This window comes from Mucilaginibacter sp. 14171R-50 (assembly GCF_010093045.1).
Classification (GTDB): Bacteria; Bacteroidota; Bacteroidia; order Sphingobacteriales; family Sphingobacteriaceae; genus Mucilaginibacter.
Window position 1 is genome coordinate 3,806,871 of the sequence record NZ_CP048115.1, and the last position, 25,517, is coordinate 3,832,387.

The following is a 25,517-nucleotide window of genomic DNA, read 5'->3' on the forward strand; positions in this document are numbered from 1 at the left end:
AATGCAATTTCTTTGCCATTTATTTATCCGAACCAATCGTAAAGCTCATTTTGCTTTAGATTCTTCTTATCGGCAGCCGCTACATCCTTTAATATCTTCCCCTCGCCCATCTGAATTATGCGCGAACCATAGTTACCGGCATCCTTTAAATTGTGCGTAACCAATATAGCTGTAAGCTGATACTCGCGAATAAGGTCATCGGCGATACGCAGCACATTTTCGGCCGACCGTGGGTCAAGCGCCGCCGTGGGTTCGTCAAGCAGCAGTATCTTACAGGTGTCCATTACGCTCATCAGTAAAGTTAACGCCTGTCGCTGCCCGCCGGATAAGGTGCCTATGGGCTGCTCTATCTTGTTCTCCAGCCCCATGCCCAGTGTGGCAATCTTTTCGCGTACCAGGTTTTTAAACTGTTCATTTTTACCTATTGATAAACGTTTTGGCTGCGTGCGCAGGGCAGCTAAGCGAAAGTTATCAATTATACTCAGATCGGCGGCAGTACCTGTTAACGGGTTTTGAAAAATGCGGGCTATCCACTTACTGCGCTTATATTCGGGCAGGCGGGTAACATTGTGGCCATCAATGGTAATTATTCCGCTATCCGGCAGGATATTACCTGCTAAAAGGTTTAGCAACGTTGTTTTGCCCGAACCATTTGCGCCCACTATCACTACAAATTCGCCTGTATTGATACTTAGGTCTATATTTTTAATGGCCGTTACCTGGTTAGGTTTGCCGGTATTAAATGTTTTACGGATGTTGCTTAGCTGTATCATACCCGCCTCCCCGTTAAACGTGGTAAGCCCACTATCAACAACACAAATACGGCGGTAACTAACTTAAGCAGGTTGGCATCCACCCCAATATCAAGTGTAAACGCCAGCACAAACTGAAATATCACCGCGCCTGCCATCACTAATACAAGGCTAAGCCATACCGAGGTTGTTTGCAGCCAGTTGATAACAGTTTCGGCAATAATAACCGACCCTAAACCCAATATTACAATGCCTATACCCATATTGATATCAGCAAAGCCCTGTAATTGTACCACCAGGTAACCGCTTAATGCTGTTAGGGCATTTGCAAGCGCCAGGCCGGTAATTTTCATACGGTCGGTATTAACGCCAAGGGCGCGTATCATGGGTTCGCTGCTGCCTGTGGCGCGCATGGCAATGCCAAAATCTGTTTTTAACAGCCAACCCATCAGCAGGGTTACTATCAAAACAAACCCTGTTAAAATAAATAGCGAATTTTGATTGACATCGGTAACCAACTTTACCGCCGAAAATAAGGTTGGCAGACTTAGCAAAGGTAAATTTGAGCGGCCAAGTATGGTTAGGTTAACAGAGTAAAGCGCATACATCACCAAAATACCGGCAAGCAGGGCGTTTATTTTTAGCTTGGTATGAATAATGCCTGTAGCCGCACCTGCTAATGCCCCGGCCAAAAGCACAGCAGGCAAAATAATATAACCCGGTTGGTTATGCGTAAGCATAGCCCCTGTTACTACCCCGCCAAGTGTATAGCTGCCATCGGTGGTAATATCCGGGATGTTAAATATCTTCATGGAGATATAAATACCGAACGCGATCCCGGCGAAACACATCCCCTGTAATAAAGCGGTCAAGTAAAAATCCATTATTTTACGGCTTCAAAATCAGCGGGAATATTAATGTTATATTTTTTGGCGGCAGCCGGGTTATACACACGTTTTCTTATTTTGACCATCTCTAACTTCAATCCATCAGTTCTATGTGTTTTTAAGTACTGCGCGGCCTGTACGCCCGATTGATAGCCCCATTGGTAAATATCGGCGCCAAAAGCAGCTACCGCGCCACGCTGTACTAAGCCCGCCTCGCTGGTAAATATGGGTACGTTATGCTCGTTACAACTTTTCAGGATGGTTTCGAACGACGCGAATACGGTGTTATCCGGGTTAGCAAAAAACGCGTCGATATTCTTATTTAACAGTGATTGCGTTACCAGCAGCGCATCGGCAGATGAATTTAGCGGCAGGGCGACGATCTTTACATTAAGCTTAGCTGCAAGCCCTTGTATACGTTGCAGGGCATCGGTTGATTGCGGTTCCGACTGGTTATAGATCATGCCTATAGTTAACTGTTTGCCCTTGGGCTTTAGCAGTTTTGGAATAATAGCGAAGGAAGTATCAATATAATTCAGCTCTTCCATAGTGCCGAACAGGTTTGCCGGCGCTTTTCCGTCGGCTATCACCTTCATCCTCTCCGGCGTTGGCGAAACCATCTCGAAGATCGGTATGGTTTTGGTTTTTTGTATGGCAGCAACGGTTGATAACGTGGTTGATGTTGCCAGCAGGTCTACCTTTTCGGCTATAAAATAATTTACTATCTGGGTAAGCGTTGGTATGCTTCCCTGCGCGTTGCGGTATTCAATTTTTACGTTCTTTTTGTCTTCGCTGAAACCGTTTTGCTTTAAAGCATCAATAAAGCCATTTTTTGCCTGCGATATGGTGGCATCCTCAAAAGCATCAATAAAACCCACAACCGGTACATTGTTTTTGTTGGATGACGAGCAGGAAGCTATTACAACAACTGCTACAAATAAGGACAGGCCACGCAGAAATTTCATGCTACTAAGGTATGTAATCAACACAAAAAAGAAAAACGATAAGTAGTAACGTCGTCTTGAGCAGATTAAATAAATATGGCCTTCACCTGCTGCATGGCGAAAACTTTTAACGGAGTACAGCCCCCTGTGTACCGAATACAATTACGAAACCAGGGATAAGCATAAAACCATCGCCTGCACCAGCCTTTTACCGGTAGAATAGTTTAAGCTAAACCGGACAGATCTGAAGATAAAACAAGGATAATAACCTGGTTATTGAGCGGTAGCGTCCCAATAAATGCCGACGCCTTTTGTAAAATCAATTAAGTAAAAACTAATTCATTTTATAAACAATTAGTCCTTGCAGCCATTTTTTGGTTAATTTAGCCCCTGCATGATACCCGTTATTTCTAAACTACCCCAAACCGGCACCAACATATTTACTACCATGTCGGCCCTGGCTGCCGAGCTTGGCGCTATCAATTTATCACAGGGTTTTCCCGATTATTCGTGTTCGCCCCAGCTTATAGAACTGGTGCACAAAGCCATGAACGACGGGCATAACCAGTATGCCCCAATGGCCGGTGTTATGGCCCTGCGCGAACAGGTTGCACTGAAAACCGAAAAGCTTTATGGTGCGCAATATAACCCCGATACCGAGATAACCATAACCGCCGGCGGTACCCAGGCCGTATTTACGGCTATTAGCGCGCTAATACACCCTAATGATGAGGTGATCATGTTTGAGCCGGCATACGATTGTTATGCGCCCGCTATTAAATTGATGGGTGGCGTGGTGAAGTCCCTTGAGCTTGAGCCGCCCGATTATCGGATTGCCTGGGACATGGTGAAACGACTGGTGAGCAATAAAACAAAAATGATCATCCTGAATTCGCCGCACAACCCAACGGCTACTATTTTAAGCCGCGAGGATATTGACGAATTAAGCGCTTTGGTTAAGAACCAGGATATACTGATCTTAAGCGACGAGGTTTACGAGCACCTGGTGTTCGACGGGCAGGAGCACCATAGTATGGCCCGGTACCCCGAGTTGCAGCAACGAAGCCTTATTGTGGCATCGTTCGGTAAAACATTTCATGCAACAGGCTGGAAAGTAGGTTATTGCCTTGCCCCGGCTTACCTGATGCAGGAATTTAGAAAAATACATCAGTTCTTGGTGTTCAGCGTAAACACGCCGTTGCAATATGCCATTGCCGAATATATAAAGGATGAGAACACTTATCTTGACTTGCCGGGTTTTTTCCAGCAAAAGCGCGATCATTTTCGTAACGGATTGGAACAAAGCCGCTTTAAGCTGTTGCCTTGTTCTGGATCATACTTCCAATCGGTAACTTATGACGCCATTACTGATGAAAAGGATACCGATTTTGCTATTCGTTTAACAAAAGAGATTGGCGTGGCGGCCATACCGGTGTCCGCATTTTACCGAAAAGGGCTCGACAGGCATGTTTTACGATTTTGTTTCGCTAAAAGGCAAGAAACACTTGATAAAGCCGTTGATAGATTGATAAAGGTTTAACCTTATAGAAATATTTACGTATAAATTTATTTGCCTGCACGTTAAAACGCACGTTATATATGGATAATCTGAAAATTACGGTGTACCAGGGGTATTTGTTTTGGGAAAACATCGATAAAAACCTGCAAAATATCTCGTTGCGATTATCCAACATACGCGAAAAGACAAATCTTATCATCCTGCCTGAAATGTTCAATACCGGCTTTACCATGAATGCCGACACGTTGGGCGAACCTATGGGTGGCAAAACCATGCAATGGATGCAGAAAACGGCGCAAAAGTTTGATTGCGTAGTTACAGGCAGCCTGATTATCAAAGAAGACGGGAATTTTTATAACCGCTTGCTTTGGGTGCGCCCCGACGGTACTTACGAGCACTACGATAAGCGCCACCTTTTTGCCTTAGGTAAAGAACATACCGTTTATACGCCGGGCAGCAAAAAATTAATAGTTGAACTGAACGGCTGGAAGATATGTCCGATGATATGTTACGATCTGCGTTTCCCGGTTTGGCTGCGTAATGTTGATGAAGACTACGATCTGCTGATGATTGTAGCCAACTGGCCCGAAAAACGCGCCCTGCACTGGCGTACCCTCATCCCCGCCCGCGCGGTGGAGAACCAGGCCTACGTAATTGGTGTAAACCGTGTAGGCCACGATGGCAACGAGGTGTACCATTCCGGCGATTCAACCTGTATCGATCCGAACGGTAACGTAGTTTATTACAAACGTGATGAAGAGGATGTGTACACGTTCTCTATCATTGGCGATGAAGTTAAAAAAGCCCGCCGCGCGCTGCCTTTTTTAAAGGATGCGGATAAATTTACGATTGAGGGTTAGGTAAATTTTATAACAACATTGGTAGAGACGCGATACTTTGCGTCTCCACCCGGAAAGGCCTGGCCTTAACCCTTCGCTATCTGCTCGTAATGATGTATGTAAAACATTTACAACATCTTGAACTTTTACAACCACTGCAACATCTCAAACCTCAATAAATCTTGCTATTTTGCGTTAGCTAAAAAATGTTTTGTAAATGAGATCGATCGTTCGTGGTGTTGTTATCGTACTGTGCATGTTTGTGGCTTTTAATGCATCGGCACAAAAGAAAAAGAAGGATGTTACCCAGTTTGTCGACCCTTTTATAGGTACCGGTGGGCACGGTCATACTTATCCCGGGGCGGTTGCCCCTTTTGGGATGGTACAGTTAAGTCCGGATACCCGTTTGGAAGGCTGGGACGGCGTTTCGGGATACCATTATACCGACAGCCTGGTTTATGGTTTTTCGCACACGCATCTAAGCGGTACCGGTATAGCCGACTTGTGCGATGTATTATTTATGCCGACCACCGGCCAACCACAACTAAAAAACACTGACTATCGCTCGGGCTTTAAAAAAAAGAACGAAGACGCTTCCCCGGGCTACTACGCTACCAAACTTGATAAATACAATATAGATGTTGAACTAACAGCCACAACCCGCGTAGGTGTTCATAAATATGATTATAACGGCGCCCAGCAAGGTAATATCATCATCGACCTGCAACACCGAGACGAGGTGCTCGATTCGTGGATAGAGGTTGTTAACGACCACGAGATACGTGGTTTCCGTCGTTCAAAATCATGGGCTACAGACCAGCACCTGTACTTTTACGCCAAGTTCTCCAAGCCGTTTAAAACCTACGGCATTGCGCTGAATGATGCGGTTCAACCGGGCCAAAGCAAATTACAGGGCAAGAATATAAAAATGTACATCACTTTTGACGATCCGGGTACGGTTATTTCAAAGGTTGGTATCTCGTCAGTAAGCGCCGAGGGTGCATTGAAAAATCTGGATACCGAAATGCCCGATTTCGACTTTAAAAAGATATTAAAGGCAACAAAATTCGCCTGGAACGAGGAACTTTCAAAAATACAGGTTGAAGGGGGTGCGCCCCCCCTCGCGCAGCAAAAACAGGCCAATTCTATATATAATCCTTACGGTTATCGCGTCCCTGTGCCTAAAAAGAAACAGATGGAAGTGCCTGATGTGGGTAAGTTAAAGCAGATCATGTTTTATACTGCACTGTACCATTGCATGGTTGCGCCAAGTATTTACAATGATGTGGATGGGCAGTATCGCGGGCTGGATCAAAAGATCCACACTGCAACAGGATTTAACTACTATACAGCATTTTCGTTGTGGGATACCTACCGCGCCGAAAACCCTCTGCTAAACCTGATTGACCGTAAACGTACTTCCGACTTTATAAAAACCTTTTTGGCGGTTTATGAACAGGGCGGGCTGTTACCCATCTGGCCATTGGCAACTACCGAAACCTATTGCATGGTGGGCAACCACTCTATACCGGTTATTGTAGATGCGTATGCAAAGGGCATACGCGATTTTAACGCCGAAGAAGCCTTTACCGCCATGAAGGCCGCTGTAAACCGCAACCAGTTTGGGCTGGATAACTACCGCGAAACGGGCGCTGTAAACGCCGATGTTGAGCACGAATCTGTTTCAAAGACACTGGATTATGCTTTTGACGACTGGTGTATAGCCCAAATGGCCAAAATGCTGAACAAACCGCAGGATTACGCCGAATACATAAAGCGCGCGCAATACTGGAAAAACGTGCATAACAACCAAAACGGCTTTATGCAGGCCAGGGATAACGGCGGCTGGTATACTCCTTTTGAACCTACCGAGATCAATAACAACTACACCGAGGGCAACGCGTGGCAATACAGCTTTTTAGTGCCGCAGGATGTTGAGGGGCTGATAAAAAGCCTGGGCGGTAAGGCCGGTTTTGAAACTAAACTGGACGAACTGTTCAGCACTAACGCGCCGTTAAGCGGTCGCCAGCAGGACGATGTTACCGGTTTGGTGGGCCAGTACGCGCATGGCAACGAGCCAAGTCACCATATAGCCTACCTCTACAATTTTACCGATGCCCCGGATAAAACGCAGTATTATGTAAACAAGATATTGCGCGAACAGTACAGCGCCAAACCCGACGGATTATCCGGCAATGAGGATTGCGGACAAATGTCGGCCTGGTATGTAATGAGTTCGCTGGGGATATATAATATTGCCCCCGGGCAGCAGCAATACCAGATAGGTACACCGCAGTTCGAGAAAATGGTTATCAATCTGGAGAATGGTAAGAAATTTACCATCAGCAATCCGGGTGCTACGGTTGGTCGCGGTAATTTTTATGTGCAAGGCATGAACCTTAATAAAAAGCCGTACAACAAGTTGTACATCAACTACGAAGATGTTGAAAAAGGCGGTGATTTTGAGGTATTTACAGGCAGGCTTGCCAATAAACTGTTTATGCAGGAACTGGAGAAACCGACCTCGAAGATAACGGATGATCTGATCGTGCCTAACCCATATATCATATCGGGTACTAAAACATTTAAGCAGTCTATTACAGTTGAAATAGCCTGCGCGGACAGCCTCGCTAAGATCTATTACACGCTGGATGGTACCACCCCGACCGAAAACTCAACCCCGTACACTAAACCTATAGCCATAATGGTTAATACTAACGTTAAGGCGATAGCTGTTAAAGACGGCAAAAGCAGTTTTGTAGACAAGGCCGAGTTCACCAAAATACGCGGCGACATCAAGCTTACGCTGATCAATAAGTACCTGCCGAACTATTCAGCACAAGGGGATGAGACCCTGATAAACGGCATACACGGCACCGCTAACTGGCGCTTAGGCAACTGGCAGGGCTACCAGAATAAAGACTTGGAAGCGGTAATAGATATGGGGCAGGTGAAACCTGTTAAACAAGTGAGTATTGGTACCTTACAGGATGCACGGTCGTGGATAGTTTTTCCGCCTAAGGTGGAGTACTGGCTGTCTGACGATGGTAAAAATTACAAGCTGGCCGCAACGGTAAACACAAAGGTGGATGTAAAAGACCTTACCGTACAAACCCAGGAATTTACCGCGCAGATAAACAAAAAAACAAGGTATATAAAACTGATAGCCAAGCAGTACGGAGCTTTACCTGAATGGCACGAAAGCAAAGGCAGCGCATCATATATCTTTGCAGATGAGATAACGGTAGAATAATATGGGCTACGATGAAAAGCAAGCAAACCGGGTTCGCGAGGCCTTAATAGATGCCGGCGACTTAACTGAAAAGCACATGTTTGGCGGCTTGTGTTTTATGGTTGATGATAAGATGTGCATCTGCGTACGCAACGCCAACCTGCTGTGCCGGGTAGGCCCGGATGAATTTGAAACAGCCTTAGAAAAACCAGGCGCAAGCACCATGAAGATGGGCGCCCGGACTATGAAAGGTTACGTGTATGTTGAGGAAGAATTTTTGCGAAAAAGTGAAGACTTTGATTACTGGATAAACGCTTCGCTGAGATATAATAAAGTAGCAAAAAAACTTAAAAAAACTTGACTTTTTTCCGGGTTTTTCTGGCGAAATTTTACTTTTCCCAGCCTGTTTCTTTAAGCGCCGGGTCATTCTCTTTTGCCAGGAAATCGTTGTTAGAAAGTGAGCCGGCATCCCATTCCAAAATGGCTTCGTCGGGTACAATTTCTACGGGTGTTTTCCACGAGGTGGAGGTTTCATTGTAAGCAATGTTCGACTGCCGCGAGTAGCACGATATAACAGACCAGCGAGGCCCGTCAGATAAGTTAGCTTCTGACCGGTGCAACAGGTTGCTATGGAACAGCAGGGCATCGCCGGGTTGCAGTTCGCAATACACCAGTGGCATAGTTTGCAGGGCGTTGTTTACCATTACCATATCGGCCCCTACCTGCTCACCGGCAAAACCGTGGTTTACCCGCCCTAACTTGTGCGACCCTTTTATTACCTGCAGGCAGCCATTCTCTTTATTTGCGTTGGTAAGCGCTACCATGACGCTCATCAACTGGTCCGGAAACATAAACTGGTTCTTGTACCAGTAGCCATAATCCTGGTGCCACTCCCAGGCCCCGCCTACCCTCGGCTCCTTCTGCATCAGCTTTGAATGGAAATGGCAAACCGGTGCATCGCCATCCAGCAGCTGGTTAACGGGTGTTATCATCTTTTGGCTTCGGGTTAAATAGCCAAACACATCATTACCCGGTGTAAACCATAGCGATAAGCGTGTTTTTTTGCCGCTCTGGTCATTCAGGTCGAGCGCGTTCTTGCGCATGGCATCGTCATTTAGCGCGGTGCTGTATAGCTTTTCGACCTCGGCAGCCGAACAAAAGTCCTTCACTATGAGGTAGCCATCGCGGTGATAATCGCTTAGTTGCTGCGCGGATAACGGTTTATTTGTCATGATTTGTTTTAACTGGTCAGTAAATTTAAGCAAGTAATTGTCAAATTACCATACCGCATTAGGGGGCAATTGCTAAATAACTACATTAGCGCGGTGAAACTCTACATCAAAAATATGGTGTGCAGCCGTTGCAAAATGGTTGTAAAGGCCGAACTTGAAAAAGCCGGTCTGCACCCTACATCGGTAGAATTGGGCGAAGTAGACCTGAGCGACGAGCCGGATAAAACAGCTGTAACGGGTTTGAATGATAACCTGAAGTTACTGGGTTTCGAGATCATAGACGATCGCAAAAGCCGGATCATAGAGCAAATAAAAAACGCGATAGTTACCCTGATCCACCATACTGACGAATTTTTGAACCTGAATTTGTCTGAATACCTCTCCACGCAGTTAAACTACGATTACGGATACCTCAGCAACCTGTTCTCGGAAGTGGAAGGTACCACTATCGAGAAATACTTTATCGCCCAAAAAATTGAGAAGGTTAAAGAGCTGATGATGTACGACGAACTCACCTTATCGCAAATTGCAAACCAGCTTGGTTATAGCAGCGTGGCTTATCTCTCTTCTCAATTTAAAAAACAAACCGGCCTTACGCCTACGTTTTACCGAGCTTTAAAAGAAAATAAGCGCCGCAACATCGAAGACCTGTAAATGTTATAAGTCTTTCCAGTAATTATGTAACGTCTCCGCGCGGCCCTGTTGGTACCTTTGTGTTATAAATTTAAAAATCATGACACATACGTATAATATAACCGGCATGACCTGCACAGGTTGCCAGGCAAAAGTACAATCATTGTTATCAGGCGTTCCGGAAGTAACCGGGGTGAATATCAACCTGGCCGAAGGCAAAGCCGACATTAGCATGAGCCGCCATGTAGACACGCAAACCCTGCAAGCGGCATTGGCACCATACCCTAAATATACCCTAACGGAAGCGCAGCACCCTGCCCCTGTACCATCATTTAGTTTGGATGATGAGGACAAGCGTTCGTTTTGGGAAACTTATAAGCCGGTGCTGCTCATATTCGGCTATGTATCGCTGCTTTCGGTGTTGGTTTCAGCTACTTTCGGCCTTGGCTGGATGGCAGGCATGCGCATATTTATGAGCGGTTTCTTCCTGGTGTTCTCGTTCTTTAAAATGCTTGATATAGCCGGTTTCGCGGATAGTTATGCCATGTATGACCTTTTAGCAAAAAAGATAAGGGCATGGGGCTACATCTATGTATTTATCGAACTGGCATTGGGTATAGCCTACGCTATAAACTTTAACCCATTTATTACCAACATTGTAACGCTTGTGGTAATGAGCGTAAGTACAATTGGTGTGCTGCAAAGCGTACTAAACAAACGCAAGATAAAATGTGCCTGCCTGGGCGCGGTTTTTAACCTTCCTATGAGCACCGTTTCCATTATTGAAGACGCTTTAATGATAGCCATGAGCGCGGTTATGCTTGCAATGCTTTAAAAATGTATGGTAAAATCAGTGTGGCCTTCAGCTATGGTCTTTAGCGAAAATTCGAAGCCGTGATTAAGCATTATCTCGCGCACCAAGGTTAGCCCTATGCCCTGCCCGTCTCTTTTGGTGCTGTAAAATGGCGTAAAAAGCTGCTTGCTTTGTTCGTTGCTGATGCCCTTCCCTGTATCGGTTATGGTTAATTTGCGGCCGCGGGCATCAACCGTAAAAGTTACCACGCCATCAGCTTCAATAGCTTCGATGGCGTTTTTTACGATATTGATCAGCGCCTGTTCCATCTGCTGCACATCGGCCATAATTATGACCGGTTGTTCAGTGGGATGGTATACCAGCGATATCTGCCGTTCATGCGCCTTTATCTGCATCAGCTCTATAACCGAGTTTAGCAGGTGGTTCAGGTCGGTTTGTTTTTTATTGGCATCCGGCAGCTTCACCAGGTCGGCGAAGTTTCGCATAAAGTGGTTAAGGTTCTGGTTTCTGTCAAAAGCAACCTGCAAAGCGTTGTTCAGCTGGCTGTCGGGTTCGTGCTGCCATAATTCACCGCTTTTTAATGCCGACTGGATAATGGAATTAACCGGGCCAATGGTGTTGTTTACCTCATGCGCCATCATGCGTATCACCTTGCCATAAGTATTCTTCTCTGCCGCCAGTATTTCGGCGGTAAGTTCTTCCATCATTATAAAATTCCGCTGAAAGCCCCTGTCTATAAAGTGCGATTTTTGAAGCTTATAAGTGGTTACGCCGCTTAGCTTTACAGTTATGGTTTCGCCGGCTTTAAGCAGCTTTGCCTGTTTAAACAGAGGGTGCTGCAGCTCATTGATGTTATTGCCTATAAGCTCTTTTTCATCAAGCCCTAATATTGCCAGCGCCTTTGGGTTTAACTGTTGTATACGCTCGTCGTGATCCAGAATGATGATACCGGTGGGCGACGTATAGATAAGCTTCTCCAGAAAAAAGTGCTGTTCTTCCTGTTGTGTGCGCTCGGTTCTTAATTCGTCTATCATTTGGTTATATACGTTTATCAGCTGGTCTACCTCGTGCTTGCCCGTAGGTAAAAATTTTACATTAAAATCGCGGTCCTTCAGTGCCTCTATGCCCTGCAACAGCATTTTTATAGGGCGTATCAGCTGTCCATATAAATTAATGGCTATTACTAACGATACAATTATAAATACCTCGGATATGATAAAGAAAACCCTGTCCTTATCAAAAATGTAAAAGGTAAGCCCCAGCGTTAGCAGGTGTAATATGGTAACAAACAGGATGTACTTAGTCCTCAGCTTCATCGTAAGGTATCTCAAACTTATCTAACCGGCGGTACAACGCGCTGCGGGTAAGGCCGAGGGCTGTAGCAGCTTTAGCCACCTTGTTTTTGTGATAAAGCATAGCTTTTTTTATCATCTCAATTTCCATTTCTTCTAACGTAATGGTACCTACTGCCGGCACCCTTGCATCGCCTTTTTTGGCGGGCGCTTGTTCCAGTTGCGATCTAAAATCATCAATATCCAGTTCGTTGGCCTTACTTACCAATATGGAACGTTCTACCAGGTTCTTCAACTGGCGTATGTTACCGGGCAAAGGCAGATGCTGCAGCCACTTCATGGCGCTTTTTGATACCGTTAGCGCAGGGCGGTTGTATATCTGTTTAAGATTGTTAATAAAAAAGTTAACCAGCAGCGGTATATCTCCCGGCCGTTCGCGCAGCGATGGCAGCGTAATAGTGATCAGGTTTATGCGGTACAGCAGGTCCTCGCGGAAACCGCCGCTGCTCACCATTTGATTCAGGTTTTTATTGGTGGCGCAAACCACCCTTACATCAACTGTTTTGGTGCGGCTGCTGCCCAATACCTCGTATGTCCTATCCTGCAATACGCGCAGTAATTTTACCTGGCTGCCCGCATCCAGATCGCCTATTTCGTCTAAAAAAATGGTGCCCTTGTTAGCCAGTTCAAAACGGCCAACCCTGTCAAAGCGCGCGTCGGTAAAGGCGCCGCGTATATGGCCAAACATTTCGCTCTCGAAAAGTGAGGTGGAAATACCGCCCAGGTTAACCTTTATAAAAGGCTTATTGGCGCGCAGGCTGTTTTGGTGCACCGCTTCGGCTATCAGCTCCTTACCCGTACCGCTTTCGCCCATTATCAATATGGAGGCGTCGGTACCGGCAACACGGCCAATAGTTTCCAATATCTGCAGCATCCGCGGGTCTTCGCCAATAATATGCTGAAAGTTATATTCTTTATCCAGCTGTTTGCGGGTGCGGTTCACGGCGGTCTTATCCTGCAAGTCTATCAGCGTTTTTACCGATTGCAGCAGGTGGCCGTTATCCCAGGGCTTATTTATAAAATCGTTGGCGCCTAACTTCATGCCCTGTACGGCCAGGGCTATGCTGCCCCAGCCGGTAATTAATATAACGGGTATTGCCGGTTCTATCTTTTTGATCTGCGCCAGCAAAGCCATACCCTCCTCGCCGGATGTACTGATCGAAAAATTAAGGTCGAGGATGATGAGCCCGGGCTTGTTTTCCTTGACCTGCCGAAGCGCTTCGGCAGGGGTTTCGGCGCCAGCTACCTCATACTTATGGCTTTTCAGCAGCAGCAGCAGCGAGGTGCGTACAGCAATGTCATCATCAATAACCAGGATCATATGGTCAAATCTAAAATATTATTCTTCATGTAAAGCAACTGCCGGTAAAATTGCCGATGCCTGTTTGCCTGGGTATAACGAACATATTAAAACCAGCAGGTAAATAAATATTACAGCTAAAAGCATTGCCACCAGGTAAACGCCTGCAGGCAAGTCAAATACATTCAGCAACGGGAACTGTATCGCGAAAAAAGCCCCGATGATAAGCGATAAGGTAGCCAGTATAATAGCCTCGCTCACCAGCTGGGCCGAAACCGAACTGCCGGGCGCACCAACAGCCCTGCGCAGCCCGATCTCGCCGCGGCGTTTATTAATATTATACCATAACACCCCAAAAATACCCAGGGCAACATTGATGATAAGAAATGCTGCTACGATTGAGAGTATGATAAGCGGCACCAGCGTAAACTTGTTGTAGGCTACCAGTTTATTATCCAGGTGCTCTATCTCGATGTTAGATTTTTTAAGCCTTCCGGCCATCAACTTATACAGTTTTCCTTCAAACGCCGCATCAGCCTGCGGGGCAACCTTTACCAGTATCTTACCCATCCACTTGTACGCGGCTGTATCCTGCAAATTATAAAGGCCATAAGTTGGCGACTGGTAATCGCCGTCGGTTTTAATATCGTCTATCACGCCGATGATCTTTCTTTTGTCTTCGGCTTTATCGCCAAACGTTTTGCCAACAGCCTCGGCTTTGCCAAAAACCTTTTCTTTGAGCATTTTATTGATGACCAGTATCTTCGTGGTGGATGCCCTATCAGCTTTGTTATACCAACGGCCTGCAAGCATTTTAGCGCCCATTACATCCAGGTAATTTTCGTCCATAAAAAAATTGTTAACGTTATGTACCTCAATGCCATTGCTGGTTAAGCCGGTGCTCATGTGGTTATTGGAGAACGGAATATTTGAACTGGCGTAACCGGCATCAACCACCAGCGGCATCGATTTTATATCGCGCAGCAGGTTTTGATATACCAAAGTTACCGAATCGGGGTTGTTGGTTTCCAGCGTGTGGTTGTAGCTAATAGCCCAAACATGGTTATAGTTAAAACCCATTGGCTTAGCGTAGTTATTATACGAGTTAAGCGCAAAGCTGAACACCGCAAATATGACAAGGAACGATAGCAGGATCTCTACAATAAGCAGCGAGTTTTGCTTTTTTTTATTCCATATCATTTTAAATAAATGCTTGAACATAATATTGTTTATTTAAGGTTGATAATTTTATTAGGCCTTTAAAGCCGTTACTACATTTAGTTTTGACATACGCCAGGCGGGATAAACGCCAGACAGCAAACCAAAAATGATACAGGTAAGTATGGTGTAGCCCAGCACCGTAAAGTTTAAACCCAGGTTAAGGTTAGCTATAAGCCTGGCCTGGTTAATAAAGTACATTACCACTAAGGATAATACCACGCCTATTGTGCCGCCTAAGAACGTCAGGATGAGGTTTTCGACCAGAAACTGATATACCAGTGTTTTGGATGATGCCCCAAAGGCCTTACGCACCCCTATTTCTGACGAACGTTCCATGATCCGGGTAATATTTACATTTACCAGGTTTAAGGTGGGCAGCAGCATAATGAACAGCGCGAACAGGGTTATAGCTGTTATGGCATAAACCATTCCGGACCGTGTTTCGTTGCCGGTGCGCACATAACCTTCTATGTATGAATCGGCATGGCTGTAAAGATGGTCCCACTCTTTACCCGGTATAGGTAGCTTAGCTACTATTCCGTCGTATTCCTTTTTCATTTTAGGCACATCCGCGCTGGTTTTAGCCAGCACTATGGCGTTGTAATTGCCCATATATCCTTTATCGGCATCAAGCCTGGTCTTAGATGTGGTGATAGGCAGGAATATATCTGCATATAGCAGATACGATGTTATTGGCAGGCTTTTTACCACGCCGCATACCCGGTATTTGATATCATCGGCTTCGATATATTTGCCAACCGCAGGGGTATCATCGTCGCCGAAATACTCCTTCTTCATATCCTCAGATATAACAGTAACGCGTTCGGCATTATCTTCCTGCTGTTTGCTGAAGGGCTTACCCTCTATGAAATCAAAATCGAGCACTTCCCAAAAAGCAGCGTTAGCATATTTATAGTTGATTACGATCTTACGGTTATTGACGTAAGTATTGGTAGAACCAAACCCCGATGAAATAGCCACCTTTACAGGTGTTTTCATTTTACTAATGTAATGGTCGATGTAATAATAGCTTAACCCGCTCGAGTTCATTGATTCTTTTCCGCGTAACTCCATCCTGCTGATATACAGCGAGCGGTCGCGTTTTTTATCGGGGTAATTATCGTTTACCACCTTATCAATAAAGGCGGTCATAACCATCAAAATGGTTATGGTAAAGCTAATGCCGAACAGGCTCAGAAAAGTAAAGAACTTTCTGCGCATCAATACCGCAATGGCTATTTTAAAGTAATTTTTTAACATGATCTTTTTTGTTTAGGCTGATGAATTATTGAACCTGCGAACCATCGAACAACCTTACCAAACGGTGGGTTTTCTGGGCCATGTTTTCGTCGTGGGTAACCATTACTATGGTGGTGCCCTCGTTACGGTTAAGCTGTAACAGGATATCCATTATCTCGTTACCCATTGCGCTATCCAGGTTACCGGTAGGCTCATCGGCCAGTATAATTTCCGGGCGGCCTACAATGGCACGGGCAATGGCCACACGCTGGCGCTGCCCGCCCGATAACTGTTTGGGGAAATGCTTTAATCGGTTACTTAGCCCTACTTTTTCCAACGCTTCGGTAGCCAGTTGCCTGCGCTCTTTAGCCGTGGTATCGCGATATAATAAAGGCAGTTCTACGTTATCTATCACTTGCAGGTCGCCTATCAGGTGGTAGCTCTGGAATATAAAGCCCAGCTTTTGGTTGCGAAACTTAGCCAGCTGCTTGTCCTTAAGATTATTAGTGGTTTGGTCGGCTATGTTAATGCTGCCTTTTGAGGGCATATCCAATAAGCCCATAATGTTCAGCAAAGTACTTTTGCCGCAGCCCGAAGGGCCCATTATAGATAAAAATTCGCCTTTGGCAACCTCAAGGTTTATGCCGTTAAGGGCCAGTGTTTCAATAGTATCTGTACGATATACTTTTTGAATGTTTTGTAGTTTTATCATGTGAGTTAAGTTATAATTATGATTTTATTTATAGGTTATTTTCTGATTTTTTTCAAAGTCGTAAAGGGATAGATAACGCAACTGGTAGTAAGCGCCCCAGAAGTCGCGCAGGGCGGCCACATAGTCGCGTTTAGCGCGGTCATTCTCTTCAAAGGCTATGCTCAGGTCGGTTATGCTCAGGTCGCCCAAAACATATCTTTCGCGGGCTATCTGGTATTTTTCTGAGGCAATGCTATCTGCCTGGGCGGTAAACACCAGCTGATCCTTCATCATATTAAACAGTGTTACCTGCGTTACTATCTGTTGCTTAAAGGTCTGTTTATCCTGTTCAACAGCATATTCGGTAAACTGCTCGTTGGCCTGTGCTGTCTTTACCCTGGATTTTGAGCGCCCCCAGTCCATCACCGGTATCGAGAACTTAAGCTCGAGCAGCTGCTGGTTTTGGGGCGATTTATAAACATCAAATACATTTTGAGCGCTGTTTGAAAAGCCCAGGTTTGCTGTAAGTGTTGCAACCAGCCCGCTTTGCCCTTTGGCTTTGGCCACATCGCGTTTTGCCTCGGCCAGCCGGCGCACAAAGGCTATAGCATCCGACCGGTTAGCAAAGGCTTCTGTTAAAACCTTATCTGCCGATACATTCATGTTAATAGACGAGCCCGGTATTTCGAGCGCTATCTTATCGTCGCCCTCTACCCCTGTGTAGCTGCGCAGGTTTAAGGTGGCAATTTCCATATCGCGCTTGGCGGTACCAACTGCTTTTTGAGCGTTAAGCTGCTCCAGCTGCAGTTGCAGTATCTCGTTCTTTGATACCTTGCCCAGGTCAAACTTCAGTTTGGCTATCTTCAATATCTTTTGGGTGTTGGTGTAGTTGGTTTCGGCTATCTGCAGGTTAACCTGGGCCAGCAGCAGGTCAAAAAAGTACCCGCTAACGGTGTAGGCTATCTGCTCCTGCGATTCGATATATGCCTGCTTACTTTCGTTATACTTAAGGGGCTCTATCTTCTTATCCCATTTTAATGAGTTAAACTGAAACAGCGGCTGGCTATACCCTATGGCATAAGGTACACCGTTGTACAACACGTTATCCCTGTCGAAATCGTAAAAGCGCTGCATTTGGGTGGTGCCGTAAACGGTACCGCCGGTAGCCGTGATGGTTTGGCTAAAATCAAGCTGTAAGGATGAGTTATCGTTATGTATGGGCTGGAACAGAATGCTTCCGTTTGGCTGCAGTACCTGGGTATAAGTTTTACTGTAGCCCGGTAAAGTGCCCGAAAGCGATAGCTGTGGCTGATAGTTCGACCTAAAGGTACGCCACTGCCAGTACTTGGTTTCGCGCACGGTAATGGCCTGCTTGGCCGCTATCGAATTCTTTTTAGCCAGTTCTACCACCTGCTGCAGGCTTAGCCGCAGGGTATCAGCACCGCTGCTGCAAAAAGCCGTAGTACTGAAAAATGTAAATATGATGAGGTATAAGTATTTCATTCTATTAGTTGTTGATAGTGAGCTCGCTTGAGTTTTTAAAACTGCTCATGTCTGATGTTATCACCACATCGCCGGGTTTTACGCCGTCCTTTATCTCTACGAAATCAAAATTGCTAAGGCCGATATGTACCCTTCGTTTGATAGCCTTGTTGCCGTTTATCACAAATATGTCCTGCACCTCGGGGCCTTTAAATGCCGGTCCATTTGCCACACGCATGGTGTTTGTATGCATATCCGTAACCAGGAACACATCCACTTTCATATTTGGGCGCAGCTGTTTGCTGTTGCGCTCGTCAAGCTGTACATCAAAGCTTACAATACCATTTTGCACCGATGGATATACATTAGCTACATGCCCTTTTAACTGTGTTTCGTTTATGCGGATAACTACAGGCATACCGTTACGCAGCTGATCCATGTAGTTGTCGGATATGTTGCCGTTCACCTTAAAGCTGCTCAGATCTGCAATGCGTGCCAGCGATTCGCCCGGGGCTATAGTAGCGCCTATATTTTTATTTACCCAGGTAACAACCCCGGTGCGGGTAGCAATAATATTGGCCAGGTTAAGCTTGCGTTGCAGCTCGTGCAGTTCGCTCTCTTGAATGGCAAGGGCTATTTCCGCTTCCTTTATTTCGATCTGCATGGTTTGCTGCTTGCTTTTTATTTCGTTCTCCAGCTGTTTCTTTTCCAATTGGGCCACTTTCAGGTTCAGCTCGGCCTGCTCAATACCTTCGCGGGTGCCGCCGCCTGCTTTAAAAAGGCGCTTGGCATTTTCAACCGCATCGGCCAGGTTGCTGATGCGCAGTTGCTTGATATCATTATTAGAGCGGATATCATAGAAGCTTTTATTCAGGTCAAGCTTAAGTTTGCTTATCTCGTTACGTTTGCTTTGCAGTTGAAAGTTCAGTTTCTCAAACTCGGTTTGCGAGGCCGATTTATCAAGCGTGAGGATAGATTGCCCGGCCTTTACCTTGTTGCCGGCATCCATTAGTACTTTTTTTATGGATGCGTTTATAGGGCTGGTTAATATCTCCTCAAACTCGGGCAGTACTTCGCCGGTGGCATTAAGGGTGTTTTCAACGCTGCCTTTTTCCACCACGGCTGTGTTTATTTCAGACTTGCTTATTGTCGATCTTAGTGTAGTGCGCAAAAGCCAAATACCTGCAACAAGCGCTAATACTGTAATGCTTATGATAACAATAGCCTTCTTTTTCTTGCGTGCGGTTACTTCCTGTTCAATTACCGTGTCCATTTTTATTATGATAATGTTTACAGGGAGTTTGCAAGAGGCGTACCAATATTAAATTATTGATAAACAGGTACTTATAAAATTTATATGTTGATTTTTTGTTCGATATCGGACAAACCTTTTCAGTAACGGGCAAGGAGAATACCCGGGTTAAATGGTAAAATTTCGAGCCAAATAATTGCCTGTAACAAATCAGCAACAACAGGGTCTAATATCAACGCATCGTTGTACTAATAAATCCCAATTACATGAACTGGAAATTTTTCTCGCGCAGGAAGCAAGCAGCCAACAAACCTAAGAAAAGCAAAACCCGCGAGTGGGTTGATGCCATACTTTTCGCGCTGATCGCGTCTACCATTATCAGGGGGTTGCTGTTTTCGGCTTACGCGATACCTTCAGCATCTATGGAGGGTAGCCTGCTTACCGGCGATTACCTGTTTGTAAGTAAAATGGCATACGGTGCACGCATGCCCATGACACCTGTTTCAATCCCTTTCCTGGAAGCGACCATATTGGGCGGAAAAGTTAAAACCTATTTTGAAGGGGTCCAATTGCCTTACTTCCGTTTACCAGGTTTAGGCGAAGTAAAAAAAGGCGATGCGGTTGTATTTAACTATCCTAACGAAACTGTTGAGCGCCCGGTTGATATGCGCGCCCACTTCATCAAGCGCTGCGTAGGAACCCCGGGGGACGTTATCACCATTGTTGATGCCCAGGTTTATGCCAACGGTAAAATAGTTCCGAATGCACCTAAAAGTCAAAAATCGTATATCGTAACCACTACCGGCACCGACCTCAATCCGCAAATGATACAAAACCTGAAGATAGATGTACGTTACCAATACAGCCCCACAACTTATGAAATGATCATCCCGCCGGACAGCTTCAATGAGTTTAAAGGCTTTTCAAACATCATATCGGTAAAAGAGGTTATTGAACCTAAAGGAGAATACAGTCCGCAGATATTTCCGCATAACGAAAAATTTAAATGGAACGAAGATAACTTTGGCCCGCTGCTTATACCAAAAAGGGGCACTACCATCCCGCTTAACGATTCGACCATGGCACTTTATGGCCGCTCGATAGAAAAATACGAGCACAATAAAGTAACACGAGATGGTACCGCCGTAATGATAAACGGTAAGAAAGCAGATAGCTACACTTTTAAAATGAACTACTACTGGATGATGGGCGATAACCGCCATAACTCCGAAGACTCACGCTTTTGGGGTTTTGTACCCGAAGATCATATTGTTGGTAAAGCCATGATCACCTGGATGAGCCTTGATAGTACCCAAACCGCGTTTAACAAGGTACGCTGGAACAGGGTGTTAAGAGTGATACATTGAGGCTTAGTTTTTATGTAGTTTATAATCCGGACGATTTGTATATTTGAGTATGGAAAGCATCCTTATACATCCGGAAAATTCGGATCAGATGAAGGCGGTCAAAGCTGTCTTAAAGGCCTTAAAGGTGCCGTTCGAACATCAGCCTACCCCGCTTCCCGCGCATATTAGCAGTAGTATAGCCAAAAGCATGAAACAATATGATGAAGGGCAAACAATATCGATAGAGAACTTTGCCGCTAAGCATTTTTCAAAAAAATGAACCTTGAAATAAGGTTTACGCCCGAAGCTGAAGACACATATGAAGCGCTCGTATCTCAATTAAAAGGTAGATGGGCGATAGATTTGTGGCCAAATTAGAATCCAGGATCATAGAAAGCCTCAACATAATTTCATCTTCACCATACCTATATCAAGTAATAGACGAAACAAATGATATCAGAAGGTGCAATCTCCATAAAAACTGCTCAATGCTATATAGGGTTAATGACCATGATATATTGATAGTTTGTTTTTGGGATAATCGGCAAGAGCCATTATTTACGCCGTGATTAGTTTTCCATCATACTGCACATAACCGAACACTTACTGTAATAAAATCGCGCGGGGTTTATTTAAGCGACATTATTTAAATATCTGACAAACAATTGTTTATAACCATGGCATTTTGTTTGAGGTAAATTCATACAACAACAAGTTTATGAATAAACACAACCCATATATCATCAGGCGTACCATTTCACAGGAACGGTTTGAAGTGCTTTGGAAAAAACGGAGGGATGGTGAAGCAACCCTGAGAGACCTTACCGAAATGGATGAGATTATTAACCGTGACCCATCAGTGCGCCAATTCGTTTTAGAGGAGATGGAAAACGATACGTTCATGACAGATAATAACGACCCCTCCGAAATCTCGCAACCAAAATCAGTTAAGCCGGCTAATGGTTTTATTAACAGGATAAAAGCTTTTTTTAATCGTGCGTTTAACAGCTTTTCTACTGCCCGCCTTGTATCAACTGCTACTTACTGATCAAATACAAGTGCGTGTTATACGGGATTGCTAAATTTTGCCCGCTAATGCAGCTGCTCTTTTTTCAGATCGGTAAATTTGGTTTTTTTGCCAACAAAAAAATCCCATACCAAACTGCGCGAATAAGTACCTGTAAGCGGCACTCTGCCGCTTTTCACATTCGGCCTTTTACCTTTCACTTTGCTAAATAGCTTTCTTACAAAGTTTTGGTGCGCACGGCTTATGGCCCATGCATCTTTACGTTTCCCTTCCATCAGGAAGCGGATAAGCGCAAGCAGATCCATCCAAAAGCGCAGGCCAATAATCCAAAGCGCCCTCCAGAACGGAAGGTTATTTTTTAACAGCAGCAGGTTGTTACGAAAGTTGAGGTAAGTTTTAAACGGGTTTTCGGTGTTAAGCGTGCCGCCGCCCACATGGTATACCTGCGATTGCGGGCAGTACATTACTTTATAGCCCATATTTTTTAAGCGCCAGCAAAGGTCTATCTCTTCCATATGCGCAAAAAAGGTTTCATCAAAACCACCAGCCTGGTCCCAACAACGTTTTTTGATGAACATTGCCGCACCCGATGCCCAAAAGATCTCGCCGGGCTGCTCGTACTGGCCTTTATCTTCCTCTATTTCGTAAAATATCCGGCCCCGGCAAAACGGGTATCCAAATTTATCAATAAAGCCACCGGCAGCGCCCGCGTGCTCAAAAAAGTTCTTTTGATGGAACGACCTTATTTTAGGCGCGGCAGCGGCTATCTTTTCATCGCTCTCCATTAGCTCAATAACGGGCTGTATCCAGTTAGGTTCAACCTCAACGTCCGAGTTTAGCAAAATATAGTAGTCGGCATCAACCTGCGCCAGCACACGGTTGTAACCACCTGTAAAGCCGTAGTTTTGTTTGTTTTCGATAATGCGTACCGCGGGATACCTTCCACGCAGAAACTCGAGTGAATCGTCTGTCGAACCGTTGTCACCAACCACAATATCCAGATTGGGGTAAGCAGTAGCTAATACCGAGGGCAAAAAATCGCGAAGGTATTTTACGCCATTCCAGTTTAGTATCACTATGGCCACTTTGGGCATATTCATCATTTGTTCAAATCCTCCGGCATATATTTCCACCTCCTGTGGCTCCACAGCCAATATTGCGGTTTTTCCTGTATCAGTTTTTCAAGGTACCGTACATGGGCCTCGGTTATTTCGTGCTCTGCAGCTTGTTTGGGCTCGTCTATCAATGGCACCAGGGTATAGGTATAATATCCCCGGCTTACCCTATCGATCCTGTAAAATATAACGGCGGCATCAATCAGTTTGGCCAGCTTTTCTATTCCCAAAAATACAGCGGTCGGTTGGTTTAAAAACCGCGTAAAATAATTTATTTCGTGCATGTTGGGCGTTTGGTCGCTTACCAGTACGCTAAAGGTGAGCTGGTTTTTCAAAGCTACCATGGTGCGCAGGGTTTGTCGCATGGCAACCAGCATGGCACCAAAACGTGCCCTCACCCTGTTAAACATGGCGTCGAACACCTCGTTTTTTAAAGGTTTGTAAACAATAATGCGTTTTTCGGTAGTTAACAAGCCAAAGGCAAGCGCCGCCATCTCCCAGTTGCAGTAGTGCCCCGCCGCGGCTATAATGCTTTTATGTCGCTTAAAATAATGCTCAACAAGCTCGGGATTGGTGGGTTTCATCCGCTTACGTAACGACCGCTCTGAAACGGTTATCATTTTAATGGTCTCTACTATCAGGTCGGCCATATAACGATAATATCTGCGCTCTATTTTAAGCCGCTCCGCTTCGCTCCTTTCCGGGAAAGAATTTGCCAGGTTTACCTTTACCACCTGCCTGCGATAACCTATTATGTAATACAATACCAGGAAGATAACATCGGCAACAACGTATAAAAACCAAAACGGCAGTAACGATACCAGGTACAAAAAAAATATACCCGCATTTAAAGCCGCTTTTCTTAACATTTTTACCAATTTTGCCACAAACATAAAAAATATATATGATTGAGAACGGTGCTGTTTTACCTATGTTTTACCTGCCCCCGGTTGATTATTTTACAAAGCTGACCGCTTTTACACCGGATGTTGTGTTTGAACGGGAAGAGCATTTTCCAAAACAAACTTACCGTAACCGGGCAATTATATACTCGCCGGATGGGCGGCAGGCGCTTACCGTGCCCGTTGTTAAAGGTTCGAAGAATCACACAAAAATAAAGGACGTAAAGATAAGCTACGATTTTAGGTGGCAGCGCGCGCATTGGATGAGCCTGCAGGCCTGTTACCGCAGGTCGGCTTATTTTGAATATTACGAAGATGATTTTGCACCGTTCTACGAAAAACAAACTACTTTTTTGATAGATTATAACCGCGAATTGCTTGAGTTATTGCTGCGGTTATTAAAAATAAAACTGGAAATAAAGTTCACGGAGAGTTATGAACCCGCCTATCCTAACCTTACGGACCTGCGTGCCATTTTAAACGGTAAAAATGAGTTGGATATTGAACAAAAGGCTTACTTTCAGGTTTTTGAAGAGCGACATGGGTTTCTGAAAAACCTGAGCATCATCGACCTTTTATTTAACCAGGGCCCGCAGGCTTTAAACTATTTGTAATGGCAAGCTACACCAGGCGCGTACGCTATAAAAACCGTAAACGAAATGTAAATGTTGGCGCACGCCCGGGCAGCATCATTATACCTGACGATGCCCTGCCGCCGCAGATAGCCATGTACTCTTTTAATGAGGACGACCTGCAGATAAGTAAGGGCAGCGATATAAAAACCATTACGCAACAAATAGCAAAATGCAGCGGCCACACCCACTGGATAAAAATTAACGGCCTGGGCGATGCCAGGCTGATGGAAGACATTGGCACATTGCTGGGCATAAATCAGCTGGTTTTAGAAGATATTGTGAACACCCACCAGCGCCCTAAGTTTGATGAGTACGATGGGTACGTGTTTGGCACCAGCCGCATTATTTATTTTAATAAGGATAATGAGCTGGTAAACTGCCAGTTTAGCGGCATTGTTAAAGATAATATAGTAATAAGCTTTGAAGAAAGCCACCTGGATTACTTTGAAGTGGTAACCACGCGTTTAAAGGCCGGCAAAGGCACTATCCGCACGGGCGGGCCCGGGTATATTTTTTACGCCTTAACAGATACCATCCTGGATAATTATTTTGTTATCCTATCGCAAATTGGCGATATGATAGATCAAACCGAAGATAAATTATACCAAAGTGCCGATAAAAGCATCATGTTTGATGCGCAGCAGCTGAAGCGTACGCTTATTATTATACGCCGCGCCTGCTGGCCCGAACGTGACAAGATAAACGACATGATACGCAGCGAAAGCCCCGAGATCACCAAAGAAACCAAACTATACCTGCGCGATGCCTATGACCATTGCATACAGGCCATGGACATGGTTGAGAGTTATAAGGAAGTTACCAGCAGTATTATTGACCTGTACCTTAGTATGGTGAGCAACCGCATGAACGAGATCATGAAGGTGTTAACCATTATATCAGTAATATTTATACCGCTAACCTTTATTGCAGGTGTTTATGGTATGAACTTTAGTCGCGAAGATACCCATGGACATGTGATAAAAGATAATATGCCCGAGTTGTACATACAGCACGGCTATGTTTACGCCCTTATAGGGATGTTTTTGATAGGCGCCATACAGGTGTTCATATTTTGGCGTAAGGGCTGGTTCAATAAACTCTAA

The 25,517-nt window shown here is 45.0% G+C and carries 24 protein-coding genes; 11 read left to right on the plus strand and 13 right to left on the minus strand.

Going from position 1 to position 25,517, the window contains the following annotated elements; all coding sequences use genetic code 11:
• Positions 1-23: 23 nt before the first annotated feature.
• The 3 genes from GWR56_RS17365 to GWR56_RS17375 are packed head-to-tail and all read right to left on the minus strand — an operon-like array spanning position 24 to position 2,604.
• Complete coding sequence (locus GWR56_RS17365; RefSeq protein ID WP_162432468.1) at positions 24-773, minus strand: ABC transporter ATP-binding protein; 750 nt, start codon at positions 771-773, stop codon at positions 24-26.
• Entirely contained in the window at positions 770-1,636 is an 867-nt protein-coding gene (locus GWR56_RS17370) for an ABC transporter permease (protein ID WP_162432469.1), read from the minus strand. The genes GWR56_RS17365 and GWR56_RS17370 overlap by 4 nt, the downstream gene beginning before the upstream one ends.
• Positions 1,636-2,604 carry an ABC transporter substrate-binding protein gene (locus GWR56_RS17375; protein WP_162432470.1) on the minus strand — a complete coding sequence of 323 codons (969 nt, stop codon included), beginning with the start codon at positions 2,602-2,604 and terminating at the stop codon, positions 1,636-1,638. The genes GWR56_RS17370 and GWR56_RS17375 overlap by 1 nt, the downstream gene beginning before the upstream one ends.
• A gap of 373 nt (positions 2,605-2,977) precedes the next feature.
• Between GWR56_RS17375 and GWR56_RS17380 the strand changes: the two genes are divergently transcribed.
• The 4 genes from GWR56_RS17380 (at position 2,978) to GWR56_RS17395 (ending at position 8,534) form a co-directional block, all read left to right on the plus strand.
• Positions 2,978-4,123, plus strand: a complete 1,146-nt coding sequence (locus GWR56_RS17380) for a methionine aminotransferase (protein ID WP_162432471.1) — start codon at positions 2,978-2,980, stop codon at positions 4,121-4,123.
• A 59-nt stretch (positions 4,124-4,182) separates the two neighbouring features.
• On the plus strand, positions 4,183-4,962 hold the full coding sequence (locus GWR56_RS17385; protein WP_162432472.1) for an amidohydrolase: 780 nt from the start codon (positions 4,183-4,185) through the stop codon (positions 4,960-4,962).
• A 196-nt stretch (positions 4,963-5,158) separates the two neighbouring features.
• Positions 5,159-8,194 (plus strand): GH92 family glycosyl hydrolase, encoded by a 3,036-nt coding sequence (locus tag GWR56_RS17390; protein ID WP_162432473.1) that lies wholly within the window; start codon positions 5,159-5,161, stop codon positions 8,192-8,194.
• Between the two features lies 1 nt (position 8,195).
• Positions 8,196-8,534, plus strand: coding sequence for a TfoX/Sxy family protein (locus tag GWR56_RS17395; RefSeq protein WP_162432474.1), 339 nt, complete (start codon positions 8,196-8,198; stop codon positions 8,532-8,534).
• Between the two features lie 28 nt (positions 8,535-8,562).
• Here the strand turns inward: GWR56_RS17395 and GWR56_RS17400 are convergent, their stop codons facing one another.
• Complete coding sequence (locus GWR56_RS17400) at positions 8,563-9,405, minus strand: phytanoyl-CoA dioxygenase family protein (RefSeq protein ID WP_162432475.1); 843 nt, start codon at positions 9,403-9,405, stop codon at positions 8,563-8,565.
• Positions 9,406-9,498: 93 nt separating this feature from the next.
• On the opposite strand from GWR56_RS17400, the gene GWR56_RS17405 reads away from it, so the two are divergent.
• Positions 9,499-10,059, plus strand: a complete 561-nt coding sequence (locus GWR56_RS17405; RefSeq protein WP_238395259.1) for an AraC family transcriptional regulator — start codon at positions 9,499-9,501, stop codon at positions 10,057-10,059.
• Positions 10,060-10,138: 79 nt separating this feature from the next.
• Complete coding sequence (locus GWR56_RS17410) at positions 10,139-10,873, plus strand: heavy-metal-associated domain-containing protein (protein WP_162432476.1); 735 nt, start codon at positions 10,139-10,141, stop codon at positions 10,871-10,873.
• Here the strand turns inward: GWR56_RS17410 and GWR56_RS17415 are convergent.
• Genes GWR56_RS17415 through GWR56_RS17445 form a run of 7 tightly spaced genes read right to left on the minus strand, consistent with a single transcriptional unit; the run spans position 10,870 to position 19,410 of the window.
• Positions 10,870-12,168 carry a PAS domain-containing sensor histidine kinase gene (locus GWR56_RS17415; protein ID WP_162432477.1) on the minus strand — a complete coding sequence of 433 codons (1,299 nt, stop codon included), beginning with the start codon at positions 12,166-12,168 and terminating at the stop codon, positions 10,870-10,872. The two genes, GWR56_RS17410 and GWR56_RS17415, sit on opposite strands and share 4 nt — an antisense overlap.
• Positions 12,152-13,525, minus strand: coding sequence for a sigma-54 dependent transcriptional regulator (locus tag GWR56_RS17420; protein WP_162432478.1), 1,374 nt, complete (start codon positions 13,523-13,525; stop codon positions 12,152-12,154). The genes GWR56_RS17415 and GWR56_RS17420 overlap by 17 nt, the downstream gene beginning before the upstream one ends.
• A gap of 18 nt (positions 13,526-13,543) precedes the next feature.
• Entirely contained in the window at positions 13,544-14,725 is a 1,182-nt protein-coding gene (locus GWR56_RS17425; protein WP_162432479.1) for an ABC transporter permease, read from the minus strand.
• A gap of 30 nt (positions 14,726-14,755) precedes the next feature.
• Positions 14,756-15,985: an ABC transporter permease gene (locus tag GWR56_RS17430; RefSeq protein WP_162432480.1), complete on the minus strand. Its 1,230-nt coding sequence runs from the start codon at positions 15,983-15,985 to the stop codon at positions 14,756-14,758.
• Positions 15,986-16,010: 25 nt separating this feature from the next.
• A complete protein-coding gene (locus GWR56_RS17435) occupies positions 16,011-16,676 on the minus strand; it encodes an ABC transporter ATP-binding protein (protein WP_162432481.1) in 666 nt (221 codons plus the stop codon).
• Positions 16,677-16,700: 24 nt separating this feature from the next.
• A complete protein-coding gene (locus GWR56_RS17440) occupies positions 16,701-18,158 on the minus strand; it encodes a TolC family protein (RefSeq protein WP_162432482.1) in 1,458 nt (485 codons plus the stop codon).
• A gap of 4 nt (positions 18,159-18,162) precedes the next feature.
• Positions 18,163-19,410 (minus strand): efflux RND transporter periplasmic adaptor subunit, encoded by a 1,248-nt coding sequence (locus tag GWR56_RS17445; protein WP_162432483.1) that lies wholly within the window; start codon positions 19,408-19,410, stop codon positions 18,163-18,165.
• Positions 19,411-19,655: 245 nt separating this feature from the next.
• On the opposite strand from GWR56_RS17445, the gene lepB reads away from it, so the two are divergent.
• The 3 genes from lepB (at position 19,656) to GWR56_RS17460 (ending at position 21,783) form a co-directional block, all read left to right on the plus strand.
• Positions 19,656-20,756 carry a signal peptidase I gene (lepB, locus tag GWR56_RS17450; RefSeq protein ID WP_162432484.1) on the plus strand — a complete coding sequence of 367 codons (1,101 nt, stop codon included), beginning with the start codon at positions 19,656-19,658 and terminating at the stop codon, positions 20,754-20,756.
• 49 nt (positions 20,757-20,805) lie between these two features.
• Positions 20,806-21,015 carry a DUF2683 family protein gene (locus GWR56_RS17455; protein ID WP_162432485.1) on the plus strand — a complete coding sequence of 70 codons (210 nt, stop codon included), beginning with the start codon at positions 20,806-20,808 and terminating at the stop codon, positions 21,013-21,015.
• 438 nt (positions 21,016-21,453) lie between these two features.
• Entirely contained in the window at positions 21,454-21,783 is a 330-nt protein-coding gene (locus tag GWR56_RS17460; RefSeq protein WP_162432486.1) for a hypothetical protein, read from the plus strand.
• A 44-nt stretch (positions 21,784-21,827) separates the two neighbouring features.
• On the opposite strand, the gene GWR56_RS17465 is transcribed toward GWR56_RS17460, so the two are convergent.
• Positions 21,828-22,862: a glycosyltransferase family 2 protein gene (locus GWR56_RS17465; protein WP_162433246.1), complete on the minus strand. Its 1,035-nt coding sequence runs from the start codon at positions 22,860-22,862 to the stop codon at positions 21,828-21,830.
• The gene (locus tag GWR56_RS17470) at positions 22,862-23,746 is read right to left on the minus strand and encodes a lysophospholipid acyltransferase family protein (protein WP_162432487.1); all 885 of its coding nucleotides are present in this window, start codon (positions 23,744-23,746) and stop codon (positions 22,862-22,864) included. Before GWR56_RS17470 ends, GWR56_RS17465 begins: the two co-directional genes overlap by 1 nt.
• 35 nt (positions 23,747-23,781) lie before the next feature.
• Here GWR56_RS17470 and GWR56_RS17475 point away from each other — a divergent pair, with 35 nt between their 5' ends.
• Positions 23,782-24,393, plus strand: a complete 612-nt coding sequence (locus tag GWR56_RS17475) for a WbqC family protein (RefSeq protein ID WP_162432488.1) — start codon at positions 23,782-23,784, stop codon at positions 24,391-24,393.
• On the plus strand, positions 24,393-25,517 hold the full coding sequence (gene corA / locus GWR56_RS17480) for a magnesium/cobalt transporter CorA (protein WP_162432489.1): 1,125 nt from the start codon (positions 24,393-24,395) through the stop codon (positions 25,515-25,517). The genes GWR56_RS17475 and corA overlap by 1 nt, the downstream gene beginning before the upstream one ends.

Coding starts and splice junctions, on each gene's coding strand:
- GWR56_RS17430 (WP_162432480.1), bottom strand. CDS start 15,985: ATGTTAAAAAATTACTTTAAAATAGCCATTGCGGTATTGATGCGCAGA.
- GWR56_RS17365 (WP_162432468.1), bottom strand. CDS start 773: ATGATACAGCTAAGCAACATCCGTAAAACATTTAATACCGGCAAACCT.
- GWR56_RS17445 (WP_162432483.1), bottom strand. CDS start 19,410: ATGGACACGGTAATTGAACAGGAAGTAACCGCACGCAAGAAAAAGAAG.
- GWR56_RS17460 (WP_162432486.1), top strand. CDS start 21,454: ATGAATAAACACAACCCATATATCATCAGGCGTACCATTTCACAGGAA.
- GWR56_RS17380 (WP_162432471.1), top strand. CDS start 2,978: ATGATACCCGTTATTTCTAAACTACCCCAAACCGGCACCAACATATTT.
- GWR56_RS17455 (WP_162432485.1), top strand. CDS start 20,806: ATGGAAAGCATCCTTATACATCCGGAAAATTCGGATCAGATGAAGGCG.
- GWR56_RS17435 (WP_162432481.1), bottom strand. CDS start 16,676: ATGATAAAACTACAAAACATTCAAAAAGTATATCGTACAGATACTATT.
- lepB (WP_162432484.1), top strand. CDS start 19,656: ATGAACTGGAAATTTTTCTCGCGCAGGAAGCAAGCAGCCAACAAACCT.
- GWR56_RS17440 (WP_162432482.1), bottom strand. CDS start 18,158: ATGAAATACTTATACCTCATCATATTTACATTTTTCAGTACTACGGCT.
- GWR56_RS17415 (WP_162432477.1), bottom strand. CDS start 12,168: ATGAAGCTGAGGACTAAGTACATCCTGTTTGTTACCATATTACACCTG.
- GWR56_RS17420 (WP_162432478.1), bottom strand. CDS start 13,525: ATGATCCTGGTTATTGATGATGACATTGCTGTACGCACCTCGCTGCTG.
- GWR56_RS17395 (WP_162432474.1), top strand. CDS start 8,196: ATGGGCTACGATGAAAAGCAAGCAAACCGGGTTCGCGAGGCCTTAATA.
- GWR56_RS17375 (WP_162432470.1), bottom strand. CDS start 2,604: ATGAAATTTCTGCGTGGCCTGTCCTTATTTGTAGCAGTTGTTGTAATA.
- GWR56_RS17410 (WP_162432476.1), top strand. CDS start 10,139: ATGACACATACGTATAATATAACCGGCATGACCTGCACAGGTTGCCAG.
- corA (WP_162432489.1), top strand. CDS start 24,393: ATGGCAAGCTACACCAGGCGCGTACGCTATAAAAACCGTAAACGAAAT.
- GWR56_RS17370 (WP_162432469.1), bottom strand. CDS start 1,636: ATGGATTTTTACTTGACCGCTTTATTACAGGGGATGTGTTTCGCCGGG.
- GWR56_RS17425 (WP_162432479.1), bottom strand. CDS start 14,725: ATGTTCAAGCATTTATTTAAAATGATATGGAATAAAAAAAAGCAAAAC.
- GWR56_RS17475 (WP_162432488.1), top strand. CDS start 23,782: ATGATTGAGAACGGTGCTGTTTTACCTATGTTTTACCTGCCCCCGGTT.
- GWR56_RS17390 (WP_162432473.1), top strand. CDS start 5,159: ATGAGATCGATCGTTCGTGGTGTTGTTATCGTACTGTGCATGTTTGTG.
- GWR56_RS17385 (WP_162432472.1), top strand. CDS start 4,183: ATGGATAATCTGAAAATTACGGTGTACCAGGGGTATTTGTTTTGGGAA.
- GWR56_RS17400 (WP_162432475.1), bottom strand. CDS start 9,405: ATGACAAATAAACCGTTATCCGCGCAGCAACTAAGCGATTATCACCGC.
- GWR56_RS17470 (WP_162432487.1), bottom strand. CDS start 23,746: ATGTTAAGAAAAGCGGCTTTAAATGCGGGTATATTTTTTTTGTACCTG.
- GWR56_RS17465 (WP_162433246.1), bottom strand. CDS start 22,862: ATGAATATGCCCAAAGTGGCCATAGTGATACTAAACTGGAATGGCGTA.